This is a genomic window from Glycomyces sambucus, assembly GCF_900102815.1.
GTDB classification, from domain to species: Bacteria; Actinomycetota; Actinomycetes; order Mycobacteriales; family Micromonosporaceae; genus Glycomyces; species Glycomyces sambucus.
The window spans coordinates 183,493-199,207 of record NZ_FNGF01000008.1 but is presented as its reverse complement, the minus strand read 5'-3'; the positions used below and the strand labels follow the sequence as shown (position 1 = coordinate 199,207).

Annotated in this window: 15 protein-coding genes; 5 read left to right on the top strand and 10 right to left on the bottom strand. The window is 73.3% G+C overall.

Features of this window, described 5'->3' with window-relative positions; translation table 11 throughout:
- Positions 1-10: 10 nt before the first annotated feature.
- The gene (locus BLS99_RS22750) at positions 11-613 is read right to left on the bottom strand and encodes an NADPH-dependent FMN reductase (protein WP_091054019.1); all 603 of its coding nucleotides are present in this window, start codon (positions 611-613) and stop codon (positions 11-13) included.
- 174 nt (positions 614-787) lie between these two features.
- Here BLS99_RS22750 and BLS99_RS22745 point away from each other — a divergent pair, with 174 nt between their 5' ends.
- From BLS99_RS22745 to BLS99_RS22735, 3 genes are all read left to right on the top strand, one after another.
- Positions 788-2,155 carry an MFS transporter gene (locus BLS99_RS22745; protein WP_091054018.1) on the top strand — a complete coding sequence of 456 codons (1,368 nt, stop codon included), beginning with the start codon at positions 788-790 and terminating at the stop codon, positions 2,153-2,155.
- 109 nt (positions 2,156-2,264) lie between these two features.
- Positions 2,265-2,501 (top strand): FitA-like ribbon-helix-helix domain-containing protein, encoded by a 237-nt coding sequence (locus tag BLS99_RS22740; protein WP_091054017.1) that lies wholly within the window; start codon positions 2,265-2,267, stop codon positions 2,499-2,501.
- Positions 2,498-2,884 carry a type II toxin-antitoxin system VapC family toxin gene (locus BLS99_RS22735; protein ID WP_091054016.1) on the top strand — a complete coding sequence of 129 codons (387 nt, stop codon included), beginning with the start codon at positions 2,498-2,500 and terminating at the stop codon, positions 2,882-2,884. The genes BLS99_RS22740 and BLS99_RS22735 overlap by 4 nt, the downstream gene beginning before the upstream one ends.
- A gap of 1 nt (position 2,885) precedes the next feature.
- Here BLS99_RS22735 and BLS99_RS22730 read toward each other — a convergent pair whose 3' ends face one another.
- The gene (locus BLS99_RS22730) at positions 2,886-5,699 is read right to left on the bottom strand and encodes an ATP-binding protein (RefSeq protein WP_091054015.1); all 2,814 of its coding nucleotides are present in this window, start codon (positions 5,697-5,699) and stop codon (positions 2,886-2,888) included.
- A 201-nt stretch (positions 5,700-5,900) separates the two neighbouring features.
- Between BLS99_RS22730 and BLS99_RS22725 the strand changes: the two genes are divergently transcribed.
- Positions 5,901-6,500, top strand: a complete 600-nt coding sequence (locus tag BLS99_RS22725; protein WP_143034916.1) for a hypothetical protein — start codon at positions 5,901-5,903, stop codon at positions 6,498-6,500.
- Between the two features lie 192 nt (positions 6,501-6,692).
- On the opposite strand, the gene BLS99_RS22720 is transcribed toward BLS99_RS22725, so the two are convergent.
- The 5 genes from BLS99_RS22720 to BLS99_RS26420 all read right to left on the bottom strand — a co-directional run bounded on the left by BLS99_RS22720 (position 6,693) and on the right by BLS99_RS26420 (position 12,160).
- A complete protein-coding gene (locus BLS99_RS22720; protein WP_091054013.1) occupies positions 6,693-7,598 on the bottom strand; it encodes a hydroxymethylglutaryl-CoA lyase in 906 nt (301 codons plus the stop codon).
- 66 nt (positions 7,599-7,664) lie between these two features.
- Complete coding sequence (locus BLS99_RS22715; protein ID WP_342761294.1) at positions 7,665-8,267, bottom strand: TetR/AcrR family transcriptional regulator; 603 nt, start codon at positions 8,265-8,267, stop codon at positions 7,665-7,667.
- A gap of 195 nt (positions 8,268-8,462) precedes the next feature.
- On the bottom strand, positions 8,463-9,311 hold the full coding sequence (locus BLS99_RS22710) for a mechanosensitive ion channel family protein (protein WP_091054011.1): 849 nt from the start codon (positions 9,309-9,311) through the stop codon (positions 8,463-8,465).
- An 84-nt stretch (positions 9,312-9,395) separates the two neighbouring features.
- Complete coding sequence (dcd, locus tag BLS99_RS22705) at positions 9,396-9,971, bottom strand: dCTP deaminase (protein WP_091054010.1); 576 nt, start codon at positions 9,969-9,971, stop codon at positions 9,396-9,398.
- A gap of 71 nt (positions 9,972-10,042) precedes the next feature.
- The gene (locus BLS99_RS26420) at positions 10,043-12,160 is read right to left on the bottom strand and encodes a hypothetical protein (protein ID WP_218126803.1); all 2,118 of its coding nucleotides are present in this window, start codon (positions 12,158-12,160) and stop codon (positions 10,043-10,045) included.
- Positions 12,161-12,259: 99 nt separating this feature from the next.
- Between BLS99_RS26420 and BLS99_RS22695 the strand changes: the two genes are divergently transcribed.
- Entirely contained in the window at positions 12,260-12,970 is a 711-nt protein-coding gene (locus BLS99_RS22695) for a glycosyltransferase family 2 protein (protein WP_091054008.1), read from the top strand.
- Here the strand turns inward: BLS99_RS22695 and BLS99_RS22690 are convergent.
- The 3 genes from BLS99_RS22690 to BLS99_RS22680 are packed head-to-tail and all read right to left on the bottom strand — an operon-like array spanning position 12,967 to position 15,697.
- Positions 12,967-13,590, bottom strand: coding sequence for a LutC/YkgG family protein (locus BLS99_RS22690; RefSeq protein WP_218126802.1), 624 nt, complete (start codon positions 13,588-13,590; stop codon positions 12,967-12,969). The two genes, BLS99_RS22695 and BLS99_RS22690, sit on opposite strands and share 4 nt — an antisense overlap.
- Entirely contained in the window at positions 13,587-15,005 is a 1,419-nt protein-coding gene (locus BLS99_RS22685) for a lactate utilization protein B (protein WP_218126801.1), read from the bottom strand. Before BLS99_RS22685 ends, BLS99_RS22690 begins: the two co-directional genes overlap by 4 nt.
- On the bottom strand, positions 15,002-15,697 hold the full coding sequence (locus BLS99_RS22680; protein WP_091054007.1) for a (Fe-S)-binding protein: 696 nt from the start codon (positions 15,695-15,697) through the stop codon (positions 15,002-15,004). The genes BLS99_RS22685 and BLS99_RS22680 overlap by 4 nt, the downstream gene beginning before the upstream one ends.
- Positions 15,698-15,715 lie beyond the last annotated feature (18 nt).

The following is a 15,715-nucleotide window of genomic DNA, read 5'->3' as shown; positions in this document are numbered from 1 at the left end:
CCCGCAGCGCCTAGTACGGGCTCGGCATGGGGGTCGCGGCGCGGGCGTTGGCGAGGGCCCGGCCCCACCAGTGCAGCTCGTCGAGGAGGGTCTTGGCGGCCGGCCCGTTCTCGTCGAACTTGGTGAACTCGCCGCGCTCGTCGAAGTGCTGGTAGAAGCGGGGGAACGAGATCGAGTTGCGGATGGTGAGGGTGCGCAGCTCGGGGAAGATCTGGCGCAGGTGCTGGGCGGCGTTCTGCCCGCCGGAGAGCTTGCCGCCGTAGGTGACCAGGGCGACGGGCTTGGCGGCCCACTCGTTCATGTAGAAGTCGATCGCGTGCTTGAGGGAGGCGGGGATCGACATGTTGTACTCCCCGGAGACGACCACGAACGCGTCGGCGCGGTCGAGCCGGTCGGCGAGGGCGGCGACGGGCGCGGACCGGTCGCTGTCGGTCGACCACATGTCGTGCTCGGCGAGGTGCTGGGGCAGGTCCGCGTCGAGCAGGTCGATGAGGTCGACGTCGAAGCCGCCGTGCTCGGCCGCGACGCCGGCGATCCAGTTCGCGGGGGCGGGGGCCCAGCGGCCCTCGCGGGTCGATCCGATGATGACGCCCAGGTGCAGCTTGTCGCTCATGGTGGTTCCTTCACTGTCGGTGCCGTTCGGGACCGAAGCTACGGACGGACCGACCGGCACGTCATCCGTCGGTCGACTGGCCGGCGACTGGAACCGCAGGTGACCGGTGGCGGGCGGGCCGACAGGTCGTATTACAGATGCGCCGCAAGTCGCCGCGTCCGTAGCGTGGCGGCCATGACTACAGATGCGGCCCAAGAGGCCGCGACCAGGACCGACTGGGCGGCCATCGCCGCCGTGGGATTCGCGCAGCTCGTGGTGGCGGCGGGCATGTCGAGCATCGCGGTGGCGCTGCCGCTGATCCGCACCGGTTTCGCGGTGTCGGAGTCGGCGACGGCGTGGGTGCTCCTCGCCTACGCGCTGCCGACGGGCGCGGTGGCGATCGCGGCCGGGCGCCTCGCCGAGCGCGCCGACCTGCGCGCGGTCTCGGTGTTCTCGATGGGCGCGCTGGCGCTCGGGTCGGTCGCGGCGGCGCTCGCGCCGACGTTCGCGACCCTCCTGCTGGCGCGGGCCCTGTCGGGGCTCCTCGGGGGGCTGCTGTTCGGGATGACCGGCCGGATCATCGTGACCGCGTCGGCGCCGGAGCGGCGCGGCCGGGCCGTGTCGGTGATCGCGCTGATGATGACCGTCGGTGGGATGGGGACCGTGGGCGCCGGGGGCTTCGTGGTGGGCGCCTTCGGCTGGCAGGGCCTGTTCTGGGTCTTCGCGGCCCTGTCGGCGGTGGCGGTGGCGGCCCTCGCGCTCACGGTGCCCTCCAACGGGACCGGGCTGCCGCGCCCCGATAAGGCGCTGGTGGTGGACGTCGCCACCTCGGGCGGCGCGATCGCGGCGTTCCTGCTCGCGTTCGAGTACGTGGACACCTCGCCGTGGATCGCGCTGGGCGCCTTGGCGGCGAGCGTGGCGCTCGCGACGGTGTGGGTGCGCCAGCCCGCGTCGGCGCCGACGGTGGCGCTGCTGCGGTCGCCGCTGCTGGCCGGGGCGCTGCTGAGCCTGACGCTCCTGTCGACGATGACCGGCCTGCTCAACTTCGCGCTGCCGTTCCTGCTCACCGACGTGCACCTGGTGCGCCCCGAGACCGTCTCGACGGTGATGCTCGCGTTCATCGGCGGCGTGGCGGTGACGACGCCGGTCGCGGGCTGGCTCTCGGACCGGTTCGGGCCCGGCCGCGTCTCGTTCGCCGGCGCCGTCATGGCGGTGGCCGCGACGGTGCCACTGCTGCTCGTGGACGGCTCGACGGGCCTGATGGACCTCGGCGTCCGCATCGGGGTCGCGGGCGCGGCGATGGGCCTGTTCAGCATCCCGATGAACGCGTACCTGCTCGCGTCGGCGCCGCCGGAGCAGTCGGGGACGGCGGGCGCGTTCATGGCCACGACCCGCACGATCGGCGCCTCGCTCGGCCCGGTCGTGGCCGCCCTCGCCTGGGGCCTTGGCGCGACGGCCGTCGACGGCTACCGCCTGGCGGCGTGGACGATCGCCGCGATCCTCCTCGCGGGAGCGGCCCTCCAGGCCACGACCCGCCCCTGGCGGACCCCGGCCGCGGCCTGAACGGGCCGGGCCGCCGGAAAGCGGCGTATGATGGCGACACACCCGTTCTGCATGTCCCACATTCGGGACATGCAGAACGGTCCGGTGAGTGATGCTCTTGGAGACGCAGATGGTGAAGAACCTGCAAGTGCGCGACCTCGATGAAGAGGTGCTCGCGGAACTGAAGGCGCGGGCCGCTCGGGCCCGGCAGTCGCTGTCGGCCTACACCGCGCAGCTGCTGACCGAGGCGGTCGCGCGACCGACCGCCGACGACCTGCGCGGACGGCTCGAAGCGCTCAAGGCGCTCGGCGGGGGCGCCGATCGCGCCGACATCCTCGACGAGGTCCGGAAGACGCGCGAAGCGTGATCGTGCTCGACAACTCGGCCCTGGTCGAAGCCCTCGCCGGGGCGGCCCCGTCCCCCGAGCTCCTGGCGGACCTCACCGGAGGCGAGCTGCACGTCCCGCACCTCCTCGACTACGAGTTCCAGAGTGCGCTCCGCGGGCTCCTCATGGGCGGCAGGATCACCCGGGAGCGTGCCGAGGGCGCACTCCTGGTCAAGGCGTCGCTGCCGTTCGTCCGGTACCCGGAGTCGGTGACCGGGCCGCGGGCGTGGGACCTCCGGGACAACCTCAACCCGTACGACGCGAGCTATGTCGCCCTCGCAGAACTGCTCGACTGCCCGCTCGCCACGACCGACGCGAAACTGGAGCGGCACGTCCGCACCGTCGCGGTGCGGTTGTACCGCTGACTCACAGGTCGAGCTTCGCCAGCTCCGTCCGGGAGGAGACGCCGAGCTTCGGGTAGGCGTTGTACAGGTGGTAGCCCACCGTGCGGGGGCTGACGAACAGCTGCTCGCCGATCTGGCGGTTGGTGAGGCCGTCCGCGGCGAGGCGGACCACCTGCAGCTCTTGGGGAGTGAGGAGCTCGGCGAGGTCGGGCTTGGCCTGCACCGCCGTCGAGTCGCCCGCCGCGCGCAGCTCGCCCTGGGCCCGCTGGGTCCACGGGACGGCGCCCAGGCGCTCGAACACCTCCGTGGCCTCGCGCAGGTGCGCGCGGGCCTCGTTGATGCGGCGCACCCGGCGCAGCCACTCGCCGTAGACGAGTTCGGTGCGGGCCCGCTCGAACGGGTCGATGTCGTCGGCGCGGTGCAGCTCCACCGCCCGCGCGAAGTGCGTCCCGGCCTCGGCCTCGGTCGCCATGAGGGCCCGGCAGCGCTCGACCAGGGCCTCCCAGTACGAGCGGCCCGTCGCGTCGGCCCAGTCGGCGAACCAGTCGAACGCCTCCTTCACCTCCGCCAGCCGCCCGGCCCGGAACGCGGCCTCGACCAGGGTGGGGACCTGCGTCAGCACCTCCATGGGCGTGACGCCCTCGGCGATGCGCAGCAGCCGGTCGAACGCCGCCTCGTACCGGCCCAGCCCCAGTTCGAGCAGGCCCAGCGCGGTGTCGGCGGGAATCACCGAGTCCTCGGGGGCGTCCTGGATCGCGGCGGCCACGAGTTCGCGGCAGCGCCGCTCCTCGCCGCGGATCGCCGCGATCGGCAGCAGCACCCAGATGCGGCCCTGCATGAGCGCCCGGCGGTCGTTCTGCTCGTGCGCCAGCTCGATCGCGCTGGTAGCCGACGCCTGCGCGTCGGCGTACCGGCCGTAGTGGAACTGCGTCTGCGCCTGGACCAGGAGCGCCTGCACGAGCGGGCTCATCGCCCCGCGCTCGCGGCACCAGCGCACCTGCTCGCTCGCCGCCTGGTACGCGGCCGGCACGTCGCCGGCGAGGAACCGCCAGCGCGCGGCCAGGACCTGGTCGAACGCCTGGAAGTCCTCGTGGAGGGGCTGGTAGTAGTCGTAGAGGGAGCGCAGCGCGTCGACCGCCTCCCCGGCGGTGTCGTCGGGCTGGCGGTTGAGCCCGGCGGCGGCGCGCGCGAGGCGGCGCACCCAGGCGTTGTTCGAGCCGCCGTACTTGGAGGCGAGGCCCGAGGCGTACTTCACCTTCGCGAAGTCGCCGGTCTCCCAGGCGTTCCAGACGCCGCGCAGCAGCGGGTAGCCGGTGTTCTCGTGGCCGGTGGCCGCGTAGTGCTCGGCCGACTCCATCCACACGTCGAACCCCTTGGAGTGCCCGGCCCAGGACAGGACGGTCGCGCGGATGAGCGCGGTGCGGGCGAGCAGCAGGTGGTCGTCGGTGAGCCGTTCGGCGGCCTCGGCGAGTTCGACGGCCTTCCCGGTCATGCCCGCGGCGTAGGCGCACTGGGCGGCCTCGGTGAGGCGCCGGGCCCGGCGGGAGGGGTCGGGGGTGAAGCTCGCGGAGCGTTCGAGGGCGGCCATCTCGGCGACGCAGCCGCCGCGCTCGGCCTCGTAGGAGGCGATGGACTCCAGGGCGGCGGCGGCCTTCTCGTCGAGGCCGGTGGTGGCGGCGGCGAGGTGGCGGGCGGCGCGGATGTCGTCGTCGCCGAACGCCTCGGACAGGGCCCGGTGGGCCTCGATGCGCCGCGCCCGCGGCGCCGAGTGGTAGGCGGTGGAGCGGATCAGGGGGTGCACGAACTCGATGCGGCCCCGGTGGTAGCGCAGCAGGTCGTCGACTTCGGCGGGTTCGAGGTCGGCGAGGCTGGAGCCCATGCGGGCGGCGGCCTCGGCGATGACGGCGGTCTCGCCGGTCTCCTCGGCGGCGGCCAGCAGCATGATGGTGCGGGTCGACTCGGGGAGGGCGATGATGCGCTCGGTGAACGCCTGCTTGATGCGCGAGGTCGTGGAGTAGCGGCTGTTGGAGGTGTCGGCGCGCAGCAGCGACTCCTCGTTGTCGGCGGCCGGCAGCTCCAGGAGCGCCAGCGGGTTCCCCTCGGCCATGCGCAGGATCCAGTCGCGGCTGGTGAAGGGGATCTCGTCGGCGCGCATGTCGAGGATCGACTGGGACGCGTCGAGGTCGAGCGGCCCGAGGGTGAGTTCGGGGATGCCCGGGGCCGGGAAGTCGGGGGCGAAGCCGTCGCGCACGACCAGGACCATCCCGATGGACTCGGTCGACAGGCGGCGGGCGGCGAACAGGAGCGCGTTGGTGGAGTCGCGGTCGAGCCAGTGGGCGTCGTCGATGACCACGTACACGGGCTGCTTCGCGGAGGCGTCGACGAGGAGGTTCAGGAGGGCGAGGCCGACCTGGAGCGAGTGGGCGCGGCCGGTGCCGTCGGCCATGCCGAGCGCGGTGCGCAGGGCGTCGGCCTGGGCGGCGGGGAGCCGGTCGAGCCGGTGCAGCAGCGGGTGGAGCAGCATCTGGAGGCCCGCGTAGGACCAGGTGTGCTCGGCCTCGACGCCGAGGGTGCGCAGGACGGTGAAGCCCTCGGCGCGGGGGATGACGGCGTCGACGATCGCGGACTTGCCGATGCCGGGCTCGCCGCGGACGACCAGTGCGCCGCCGTGGCCGACGCGGGCGCCGTCCAGGAGCGCCTGGATCGAGTCGAGTTCGCGGTCGCGGCCGTAGAGGACGGCGCGGAGCGCGGGGGCGGGGGACTCGCCGTAGTCCGGGACGGCGGCGTCCCGGGTCTCGCGCAGGAACTGCGGGGCGGGGCCGGAAGCAGGCGACACGGCGACTCCATCCTCAGAACGACCGGGGACGCCCCAACCCTATCCGCGCGCGGGGCGGGGCCGCATCTGTCATTCGACTGGGATGGGCGCCGCTCGCCCTGACCTGGAGGAACCCCGGGCGTGACCGGGGTCGGGGACCGGTCGCCGCGACCGGTCGTCCGACTGGGGCGCAAGGGCTCCGGCGCGCTTAGCGTCGAGGGCATGACCGCTTCGATGGAGACACGGCCCGTCCGGGCCGGCAGGCGCCCCGCCGCCCGGCGCTGGGCGGCCGCACTGTGGGCGGCGTACGCCCAGGCCGTGGCGTTCGCCGCGGGCGCGGTGGCGGCGTTCCTCGCCGCCGACGTCGCCGCGCACTTCGCGGCGGGGCCGGGCACGCGGCTGTGGCCCCTGGGCGCCTTCGCGATCGGTTTCACGGCAGCGGTGGGCACCGTGCCGCGGACGGGCCCCCTGGGGCGGGCCCGCGCGGTGGGTGCGTCCGGCGCCGGCGTCCTCGCCCTGTTGGCACTGGCGGTGGCGCTGGCGCCGGGGTTCGCGTTCGCGGTGGCCGCGGCGGGCCTGCTGGGGGCCGCGTCGGGGACGGTGGTCGCGGTGTCGGGCCGGGTGCTGGCGGCGGCGGAGGTCGGGGACGGTTCGGCGTCGGTCGCCCTGTCGGCGGCGTCGCTGCTGGCGGGGATCGCGGCCGGGGTCCTGGCCCTGCTGGCGCTGCCCCTGTACGGGTGGCGGGGCGTGTTCGGTCTGCTGGTGGTCGCGGCGGTGCTCGCGGCCTGGAAGTTCGCCGAGCATGTGCCGAAGGACACCTAGTGTTAGCGAACTGTGACGTGAGGTTCGTCCGAGATGCGTGTCCGCTCCGGGGGTTCCGATGTCACGATGAGTCGTCCGGGTATTCGGAGGTTTTACCCGGCACGCGGGCACCGGCCGTCCTGTGGCGGTGTCCGGAGGAGGGCCCCGGGGAGGTTCGAGACCCCGGGGCCCTCGCCTTTCCGTCTGCGGCGCTTACGGTTTGGGCGAGAGCCTGGTGCGCGGTCCGGCGCGCAGGACCCCGGATTCGAGGGGGCGGCCGACGACCTCCTGGGCCAGTTCGGCGACGGCGATGAGCGCGTCGAGGTCCACGCCGGTGTCGACGCCCATATCGTGGAGCATGTGCACCACCTCCTCGGTGGCGACGTTCCCCGAGGCCCCGGGCGCGAAGGGGCAGCCGCCGATCCCACCGACGCTGGCGTCGAACTCGGTGACGCCGCGGTCGAGGGCGGTGAGCAGGTTCGCCAGCGCGGTGCCCCGCGTGTCGTGGAAGTGCATGAGCATCGGCAGGCCGGTGGCGACGGCGTCGAGGAGGTCGGTGACGCGCCGCGGCGTGCCCATCCCGGTGGTGTCGCCGAACGCGACCCGCCCGGCGCCCGCGGCCTCGGCGGCCTCGACGATCCGCGCGACCTGCGCGGGCGCGATGTCGCCTTCGAAGGGGCAGCCGAAGCTGGTCGCGATGATGACCTCGACGGACGCCAGGTGCTCCTTCGCGAGCGCGCAGATGTCGGGGAGTTCGGCGAGCGATTCGTCGACGCCGCGCCCGATGTTCGCCCGGTTGTGGGTCTCGGAGGCGGAGACGACGACCTCGACGGCGCTGAACCCGGCGTCCAGGGCCCGCTCGACGCCGCGGCGGTTGGGGGCCAGCGCGGAGTAGCGGATGCCGGGGTGCTTCTCGACGGCCGCCCACACCTCGGCGGCGTCGGCCATCTGCGGGACGGCCCTGGGGTGCACGAAGCTGACGGCCTCGATGCGGGAGAGCCCGGTGCGCGCGAGCGCGTCGATGAGGCGGATCTTGTCGGCCGCGGGCACCGGCGGCTCGTTCTGGAGCCCGTCGCGCGGGGCGACCTCCCTGAGTACGACCCGATCGGGCTGGTGCATCGCCGACTCCGTCCCTCGGTGGACCGCTGCCCCGCCCATGCTATCCCGTCGTCCCGCGATGCGGGATCAGCCGGGGTCGAGGGCCCGCAGGGCGGCGGCGCGCAGGAGCGCGGCGGTCTCGTCGGCGCTGACCTCCTGGCCCAGCGAGAGGTACGGGGTGGAGTTCATGAGGCCGAACGCGCCGTGCGCGAGGACCCGCGCCTGCTCGGGTTTGAGGCCGTCGCGCAGGCGGCACAGGACCCCGACCCACTCCTCGACGTAGACGCGCTGGAGCTTGCGGACCTCGCGGCGCGGCTCCTCGGGGAGCCGGTCGAGCTCGTGGAGGTGGAGGATGACGATCTCGGGCGAGTCGATGACCACTTCGAGGTGGAAGTCGACGAGCGCTTCGAGCGCGGCCTGCGGGTCCTCGGAGTGGACCGAGGCCCAGTGGCGCCCGCCGGCGAGGAGCCGCTCGGAGACGGGGATGAGGGCGTCGGCGAGCATCTGCTCCTTGCCGCCCTTGAAGTGGTGGTACAGGGCCGGGCCGGTGATGGAGGCGGCCGCGCCGATGTCGTCCATCGAGACCCCGTGGTAGCCGTGCTTGGCCAGCAGCTTGACCGCGACGTCGAGGATCTCGCGGCGGCGCTTGGACCCGCCCCGTCCGTCTGCCGTTCGTTTTTCCACCCCGATGAGGTTACTCGGGCGTAGTCCTGCGGACACGGAGCAAAAGCCCACTTTCACATGGCGGAACTCCCGCCCGAATGCGGCGGGCCGGCCGCACCCCCCGTGCACGGGATGCGGCCGGCCCTGCCGGAACGCGGCCGGTCGAGCGGCGCGTTCATGCCGTTGCCGGGAGACCGGACACATGGACTCCCGGGCGGGACGCTAGCGGTCGTTCGGGTCCATGCGGCCCGCCGCGCCCGGTTCGCCCGGTGCGGCCGTGCCGGCCGCGGGCGCCCCGGTGGGCGGCATGGGCTCCTGAACCTGCGTGTTCACCTCGGTGCCGTAGCGGTCGGAGGTGTACGTCTGGGACATGGAGGCGGTCGCGTCGTGCGTGCGCGCGTCCTGCATGTCGTCCTTCATGCGCCCGGCCTCGGTCTCGGCGCTGGCGAGCATCCGCTCCCAGCGCTCGCGCATCGGAGCGACGAGGCCGCCGCCGACGCCGACGATGGTGACGCCGGCGATGATCGCGAGGACCGTCCACATGATGGGCGTGGTGACGGTGGTGGCGATGCCGACCTGCCCGAAGGCGGCGACGGCGCCGAAGAAGATGATGGCGACCTGGCAGACGCGGGCGACGGTCCGCCCGTAGCTCGCGTTCTCCAGGGTGCCGTCGACGATCTTGAACACCGCGTTGGCGATCGCGAAGGCGACCACGACGATGACGAGCGCGACGAACAGCAGCGGCAGCCAGCCGACGAGCTGGTTGAGCAGGGTCGACACGGGGTTGTTCCCGAAGGCCCCGAACGCCAGCTGCAGCGTGAACAGCAGCAGCATGTAGTAGACGACCTTGCCGAGCAGGTCGCTCAGCTCGAACTTGCCGGTGAAGCGGCGCAGCCCGGAGCGCTCGCCGACCCGGTCGAGGCCGACCCGGTTGAGCAGTTTCCCGACGAGGCGGCCGATCCACTTGGAGACGAACCAACCGATGACGAGGATGGCGAGGAACGCGAGCGCTCGCGGGAGGAACGCTACGACGCTGTCCATCATGTTCTGGAAGCTCTGCGTGAAGTTCATACACCGACCGTAGGCCCGATAGCACCCGTATTCAGGTGATTCGCTCGATTGGCGGCCCGGGCGGGTGTATCGCGGCCGGTCGGGCTACGTGGGCCAGGTGCGCCAGTGCATCCAGGACTTGGACGGGGTGGGGCCGCGCTGGTCCTGGTAGCGGGAGAAGTTCGCGCCCTGCCCGTAGGGCTTCTCGGCGGGGCTGGAGAGCCCGAAGAGGCAGAGCTGGCCGATCTTCATGCCGGGCCACAGGGTGATCGGCAGGTTGGCGACGTTGGAGAGCTCCAGGGTGACGTGCCCGGAGAACCCGGGGTCGATGAACCCGGCGGTGGAGTGGGTGAGCAGGCCCAGGCGCCCGAGGCTCGACTTGCCTTCGAGGCGGGCGGCGAGGTCGGCGGGGAGGCTGATGACCTCCAGCGTCGAGGCGAGGACGAACTCGCTCGGGTGGAGCACGAACGGCTCGTCGCCGTCGACCTCGACGGCCGAGGTGAGGTCGTCCTGCTGCTCGGCGGGGTCGATGTGCGTGTACTTCTGGTTGTTGAAGACCCGGAAGCGGCGGTCGAGGCGCACGTCGATGCTGGAGGGCTGCACGAGCTCCTCGTCGAACGGGTCGATGCCGAGGCGGCCCGACTTGACGGCATCGAGGATGTCGCGATCGCTAAGCAGCATGCGCCCAGGTTAACGGGGCCGCATCCGCGGGACCGGAGAGCCCCGCCGAGGACGGCGCGGGGCGCTGTGGTTCAGGCCCCGGGCGGCAGGGCGTAGCCGACGGTGCCGAGGTCGACGAACTCCCAGCCCGCCGGCGTGAGGTCGGCGCACTGGTCGAGGTCCTCGGCGCAGACGATCGCGTCGACCGAGGCGGGGTCGGCGGGCTCCTGTCCGGGGACGACGGAGTCGAGGGCGACGATCTCGGCGTCCGGGAGCAGGAGCCACCACGGGTACTCCCACGAGTCGTTGCCCTGGACGAGCCCGACGGTCTCCGGCCCGGTGGCCGCGACCGCGTCGGCGGCGGCCTCGTACTGGGGGAGCCATTCGAGGCGGCGCACGAACCGCTCCTCCATGTCGGTGAGGCTGAAGACCGACCAGGCGCCGGTGAGGCGCCGCGGGTACCCGTACGCGACGGTGAGCAGCCCGGCGACGGAGGCGAGGACGGCGAACGCGGCGATGACGCCGACGGCCGTGCGGCGGCGCCGCCTGTCCCCGGCCGAGCGCGCGAACCCTTTGACGAGGGCGGCGGCGAGGAGCCCGGCGGCGGGGGCGCCGAGGACGACGAGGAAGAGCACGAGCCGGTTCACCCACGGCTGCCACGAGACGGTGCAGGCGACGGCGACGAACGCGACGACGAGCGCGGCGGCGTAGGCGCGGCGCAGCCGCGGGCCCTTGACGGCGAACCAGGCCAGCCCGGCGAGGGAGGCGAGGCCGGTGAGCGGGAACGCGGCGCGGTCCTCGTCGGGGTACCAGGCCGGCACCGGGAACTCGGTGGTGCCGAACGTGATCCGCGGGTCGTTGACGTCGACGCCGAGGAGGTGCGCGAGCCCGCCGATGGCCGCAGCGGTGGCGTCGGAGAGGACGAAGACGGGCGTGTCGAGGTTGGTGTGGGCGATGCGGAGCGCGTTGATCAACAGCAGCCGCGGGTCGGCGGTCTGGACGCCGATGGACTCGTGCAGGACCGGCGGGCCGAGGGGGCTGCCGAACGCGGCCTGCATGCGCAGCAGGAAGGGCCCGGCGAGGGCGAGCATGAGGGCGACGATCGCGAGCGACGCGAGGACGGTCTTGCCGCGCGAGGCCCAGGCGCGGGAGGCGTCGGCGCGCGAGCAGCGGCCGGGGCTGCGCCCGCACAGGCAGGGCCGGCGGCGGTGCCGGTCGCGCACGAGCCGCCCGACGCCCCAGATGAGCAGGAGCGGGGCGGCGGCGAGGAGCCCGGTGGTCTTGGTGACGGCGATGAGGCCCAGGGCGAGGCCGAGGTAGAGCGCGTCGGTGCCGGGGGCGGCGGCGCGCAGGGCGCTGCCGGAGGCGTCGCCCGGGCGGGTGAACTCGTCGAGGACCACCGTGGCGAGCGCGGCGACCCACGCGGCGGCGACGAGGTCGACCTGCGTGGAGGTGGCCTGGAGCAGGACCTCGGGGGTGGTGGCGAGGATGAAGACGGTGGCGAGCTGGGCGAGGGGGCCGCCGCCGAGCTGCGCGGTGATGCGGGAGGCGGCGAGGACGGCGCCGATGCCGGCGAGGTACTGGAGGAGGTTGTAGGCGCCGTCGCCGCCCGAGAGCAGCCGCAGGTGGGTGAGGAGGTACTCGGCGCCGGGGCCGAGGTCGACCTGGCGGTGGATCTCGGTGGCGTAGACGGCGACCGAGCCGTTCTGCACCCAGTGCTCGATGCGCGGCAGGTGGTAGGTCTGGGAGTCGAAGTTGTTGGGGGAGGAGGCGATCGCGAGGACGGCGGCGCTGATGGCGAGGATCGCGATGACGCACCCGAGCGCCCACTGCCAGGCGGGGGCCGCGGCGGCGGCGCTGCGCGTGCGGCGCCAGGTGCGGCGGGTGGCGCCGCGCCGCGAGCGCAGCTCCTCGCGGAGCACGTCGAGGGACTGCCCGCGGGTCCCGCCGGAGTCGACGTCCTTGACGCAGCGGACGACGACCGCGGCGGCGACGGCCGCGGTGGCGCCGAGCCAGGCGGCCAGGACCGTCCCGAACGTGAGCGCCCCGAACGCGGACGCGGCCTCGACGACACCGATCGCGAAGGCGCCCAGCAGGATCGCGGATCTGACGATCGCCAGGCGGGCGGGGGCGAGGACCGCCCCGTCGCGGGGCCGCAGGGCGTAGGCGAGCGCCGGGAGCAGGGCCAGGACCCACAGGACGAGCAGCACCGCTCCATTCAACACGACCCGATCCGGCAGGTGACGGCGCGGCGGGCTCGCGTTATGGTTATGCAATCGTGTTCGAACGCGCGGGGATGGAGCAGCAAGATGCTGTTGTCAGTACTCGTCCCGGTATTCAATGAGGAACGCCTCGCAGCCGGGACGCTGAAAGAGCTGCTCGCGGTGGAGTTCCCCGGGGAGACGGAGATCGTCGTGGTCGACGACGGCTCCCGCGACCGCTCCTGGGAGGTCCTCCAGTCCTTCGAGGACAATGCGCGGGTCCGGCTGATCCGCCACGACCGCAACAAGGGCAAGGGCGCGGCGATCCGCACCGCGGCGAAGGCCGCGACCGGCGACAGCATCGTGGTGTTCGACGCCGACGGCGAGTACGACGCCGCCGACCTGCCCCGGCTCCTCACCCCGGTCCTGGAGGGCCGGGCCGAGGTCGTCTACGGCTCCCGGTCCTTCGGCTCCCACTCGGCGTACTCGTTCTGGTACGTCATGGGCAACAAGGGGATCACCCTCGCGGCGAACATCCTCTTCAACTCGTACATCTCCGACCTGGAGACCTGCTACAAGCTCCTGCCGCGCCAGCTCTACCTCGACCTGAACATCCGCTCGGGCGGGTTCGGGATGGAGGCCGAGCTGACGGCGAAGCTCCTCAAGAGCGGCATCCGCCCCTACGAGGTCCCGATCTCCTACACCGCGCGCAGCCGCGAGGAGGGCAAGAAGATCACCTGGACGGACGGCGTCCAGGCGCTCTGGCTCCTCGGCCGCGAGCGCGTGCGGCGCAGCAAGCGCCCCGCGATCGGCCGCTAGGCCGCCGGTCCCGCGAGCGGGCCGGTCCGCTCGTCCGCGATGACGACGTCGAGGCGGCGGGGGCCGTGCACGCCCTCGACCCGCTGGAGTTCGATGTCGCTGGTCGCCGAGGGCCCCGAGATCCAGGTCTGCGGCGCGGCAGGGTCGAGCCGGGGCAGCGCCTCGGCGAGGTGCCCGACGATCTGGTCGCGGCGGACCACGACCACGTGGTGGTCGGGGACCAGCGTGAGCGCGCGCCGGCCCTGGGCCTCGCCCGCGTCGAGCATGATCGTCCCCGAGACCGCAACGGCCGCAGCGCATCCGGTGAGCACCGCGTCCACTGCGTCCAGTTCCTCCGTGGTGAGCCCGCGGTCCTCGACGAACTCGGCGCTCCCCACGCGCCACTGCGCGGGCAGGTCCGCCGGGACGGCCACGCGGCGCGCCCCCTCCAGGGCCCGCTCGATGGCCGCGGTCCCGTGGTGCACGGTGGCCTTGTAGTCCACGAGGCGGTCGACGAGCACCGCGACGATGTCGACCCCGGGGTCCAGGGCCCGGCGGTACTCGCGCGGGACCTCCGGCGCCGGGGACGCGTCCTGCAGGGCCTCGCGCATCCGCGCCAGGATCTCCTCGCGCGCGTTCACCGCTCGCGCTCCTTCCACCAGTCCCGGAACGACTCCTTCGGCGGCACCGGCAGGTCCCGGCTCACCGTCCACTTCGATGCGGGCCACGGCATCCGCCGCACGAATCCCTTGCGGCGCCACGGCATCGAACCGAGCCGCGCGGCGCGCAGGGCCGTGCGCCACAGGCGCGGGCGGGCCATGACGGCTTCGGCCGCGCCCATCGCGGCCCGCTCCCCGGCGGCGTGCGGGCCCTGCTGGCGCAGGTGCACGAGCACTTCGGGGATGTCGATCTTGACCGGGCAGACCTCGTAGCAGGCGCCGCACAGGCTGGAGGCGTACGGGAGGTCATCGTGGCGGCCCGGTTCCAGTTGCGGCGCGAGGATCGCGCCGATCGGGCCGGGGTACACGTGCCCGTACGCGTGGCCGCCGGTCCGCTCGTACACCGGGCACACGTTCAGGCAGGCCGAGCAGCGGATGCACGAGAGCGCCTGGCGGCCCACCTCGTCGGCGAGGACGTTCGTGCGGCCGTTGTCGAGCAGGATGACGTGCACGTGCCGCGGCCCGTCGCCCTCGCGGACCCCGGTCCACACCGACGTGTACGGGTTCATCCGCTCCCCTGTGGACGACCGCGGCAGGAGCTGCATGAACACCTCCAGGTCGGCGGTCTCCGGCAGCAGCTTCTCGATCCCGACGATGCTGATGAGCGTCTCGGGCATCGTCAGGCACATGCGCCCGTTGCCCTCCGACTCGACCACGACCAGGGACCCGGTCTCGGCGATCGCGAAGTTCGCCCCCGACACCGCGACCGTGGCCGACAGGAAGCGCCGGCGCAGGTGCAGCCGCGCGGCCTCGGCGAGCGCCGCCGGGTCGTCGGTCAGGCCCGCGGGGGCGTCGCCCATCCGCTGGTCGAAGATGTCGCGGATCTCGGTGCGGTTGTAGTGGATCGCGGGCACCAGGATGTGGCTCGGCTTGTCCTCGGCGAGCTGCACGATGAGTTCGGCCAGGTCGGTCTCGAAGGCGCGCAGGCCCTCGGCCGCGAAGTGCTCGTTGAGCTCGATCTCCTGGGTGGCCATCGACTTGACCTTGACGACCTCCTCGGCGCCCGCCTCGCGCACGAGCCGCGCCGCGATCGCGTTCGCCTCCGCGGCGTCCCGCGCCCAGTGGACCACGGCGCCCGCGGCGGTCGCGCGCTCCTCGAACCGCATCGCGAGCTCCGGCAGGCGCCGCTGGACGCCGGCCTTGACGGCGGCCGCGGTGTCGCGCAGCTGCTCCCAGTCGTCGAGCTCCCCGGCGACCTTGGCGCGCTTGGCCCTGATGGTGCCGGTGGCGTGGGCGAGGTTCTTGCGCAGCTGCGGCATGCCCAGGGCCACCTTGGCGGCCTTGGGGAACGGCGCGTCGGCCGGGATCAGGGACGCGGCGGGGACGATGTCGTTCACGCGGTGCTCGCCAGGATCTCGGCGTAGTGGATCGGGCGGGGGCCGCCGCTGCGCGAGACCCCGCCGCCGATGTGCGTCAGGCACGAGTTGTCGGCCGCGGCCAGGTACTCCGCGCCGGTGGCGGCGGCGTTGGCGCACTTGTCGGCGAGCATCGCGGAGGAGACCTCGGAGTTCTTCAGGGCGAAGGTCCCGCCGAAGCCGCAGCACTGGTCGGCGGCGGGCAGACCGACGAGGTCGATGCCGCCGACCGCGCGCAGGAGGCGGAGCGGCTTGTCGCCCAGGCCGAGTGCGCGGGTGCCGTGGCAGGTCGGGTGGTAGGTGACGGTGTGGGGGAAGTGCGCGCCCACGTCCTCCACGCCCGCGACGTCGACCAGGAACTCCGAGAGCTCGTGGACCCGCCGCCCGATGCCGGAACCGGTGAGGTGCGGGTACTGGTCGCGGGCCATGGCCGCGCACGAGCCGGAGGGGGTGACGATCGCGTCGTAGCCGCCGAAGACGTCGTCGAAGGCGCGGGCGAGGCGGGTCGCGTCGTCCTTGTACCCCGAGTTGGCGTGCATCTGGCCGCAGCAGGTCTGGGCGGCGGGGAAGTCGACCTCGTAGCCGAGGCGTTCGAGGACGGTGACGACCGCCTTGGGCGTCTCGGGGAAGAGGGCGTCGTTGACGCAGGTGATGAACAGCGCTACGCGCTCCATCGCGCGGTCACCTCTTCT

Coding starts and splice junctions, on each gene's coding strand:
- BLS99_RS22750 (WP_091054019.1), bottom strand. CDS start 613: ATGAGCGACAAGCTGCACCTGGGCGTCATCATCGGATCGACCCGCGAG.
- BLS99_RS22745 (WP_091054018.1), top strand. CDS start 788: ATGACTACAGATGCGGCCCAAGAGGCCGCGACCAGGACCGACTGGGCG.
- BLS99_RS22740 (WP_091054017.1), top strand. CDS start 2,265: ATGGTGAAGAACCTGCAAGTGCGCGACCTCGATGAAGAGGTGCTCGCG.
- BLS99_RS22725 (WP_143034916.1), top strand. CDS start 5,901: ATGACCGCTTCGATGGAGACACGGCCCGTCCGGGCCGGCAGGCGCCCC.
- BLS99_RS22720 (WP_091054013.1), bottom strand. CDS start 7,598: ATGCACCAGCCCGATCGGGTCGTACTCAGGGAGGTCGCCCCGCGCGAC.
- BLS99_RS22710 (WP_091054011.1), bottom strand. CDS start 9,311: ATGAACTTCACGCAGAGCTTCCAGAACATGATGGACAGCGTCGTAGCG.
- dcd (WP_091054010.1), bottom strand. CDS start 9,971: ATGCTGCTTAGCGATCGCGACATCCTCGATGCCGTCAAGTCGGGCCGC.
- BLS99_RS22695 (WP_091054008.1), top strand. CDS start 12,260: ATGCTGTTGTCAGTACTCGTCCCGGTATTCAATGAGGAACGCCTCGCA.
- BLS99_RS22680 (WP_091054007.1), bottom strand. CDS start 15,697: ATGGAGCGCGTAGCGCTGTTCATCACCTGCGTCAACGACGCCCTCTTC.